Consider the following 845-nt stretch of genomic DNA (forward strand, 5'->3'; position numbering starts at 1 on the left):
TGAGTTCCTAAGGAACTTCAAGCCACGTGAGTGGTTCGTATGCTGGTAGGGACGGGCCGGGATGTTGGAGCGCTTTGCGACTTCTGTGACTCCCGGTCCGTCGCTTGTTTGCGGCGTTGTCGCATCCGTCGGCCGGCTGAGGTGACGCGCTTCTTCTGGTCGATCTTGTAGCGGTCCTTGACGATGGTCTTACCTTCTGCGGCGGTGATTTCGCGGCCGTCGACGTCGCGGATGACGTAGGGCTGGCCGGTGCGCATGCATGCCGCGATCCGGGTCAGGAGGTCGGTGGCCAGGTGACAGATCGCGGAGTCGCGGTGCCGGTCTCCGGACATCAATCGGGCGTACTTGGCGCCGAGTTGCGGGTCGATGAGGCGGGCCTGGTCGGCGGCAATGAACAGCATCTCGCGTAGCAGTGGGTCGCCGGCCTTGGTGATCCCGCCGTGGGTTTCCCCGACGCCGGACTGATTGACCTTGGGGACCAGGCCGGAGTAGGCGCGGATCGCGGCCAGGCTGGTGAAGCGGTGCGGGTCACCGATCCGGCCGGCGATGACGGCGCTGATCACCGGTCCCACGCCGGGCGCGGATGCGACGATCCCCTCGGGGTCGGCCTCGGCGTAGAAGTTGGCGAGGCGTTCGTCGACGTCCTTGATCTGGGTCGACAAGAAGATGGCCTGCTCGGCCTCGACGGCGATGTCGGCACCGAGCTCGGCGAAGTCCATTCCCTCGGGTCCCCACAGTACGAGGGTCTCTTTCGCGGCGGCGACCAGTGCCTTCGCGGGCACTGCCCCGTATTGGCCACGCGAGCGGGCGTGCAGGAACCGGGTCAGGCGGGCCTCGCCGAGTCG

Annotated in this window: 1 protein-coding gene; it reads right to left on the reverse strand. The window is 66.9% G+C overall.

Translation table 11 applies throughout. The features are described from left to right. Positions 1 to 17 precede the first annotated feature (17 nt). The coding region (locus tag DAE25_RS22665) for a transposase (RefSeq protein WP_107768554.1) at positions 18 to 845 on the reverse strand (828 nt) is incomplete at its 5' end.

Source organism: Nocardioides terrigena (assembly GCF_003047265.1).
Lineage (GTDB): Bacteria > Actinomycetota > Actinomycetes > Propionibacteriales > Nocardioidaceae > Nocardioides > Nocardioides terrigena.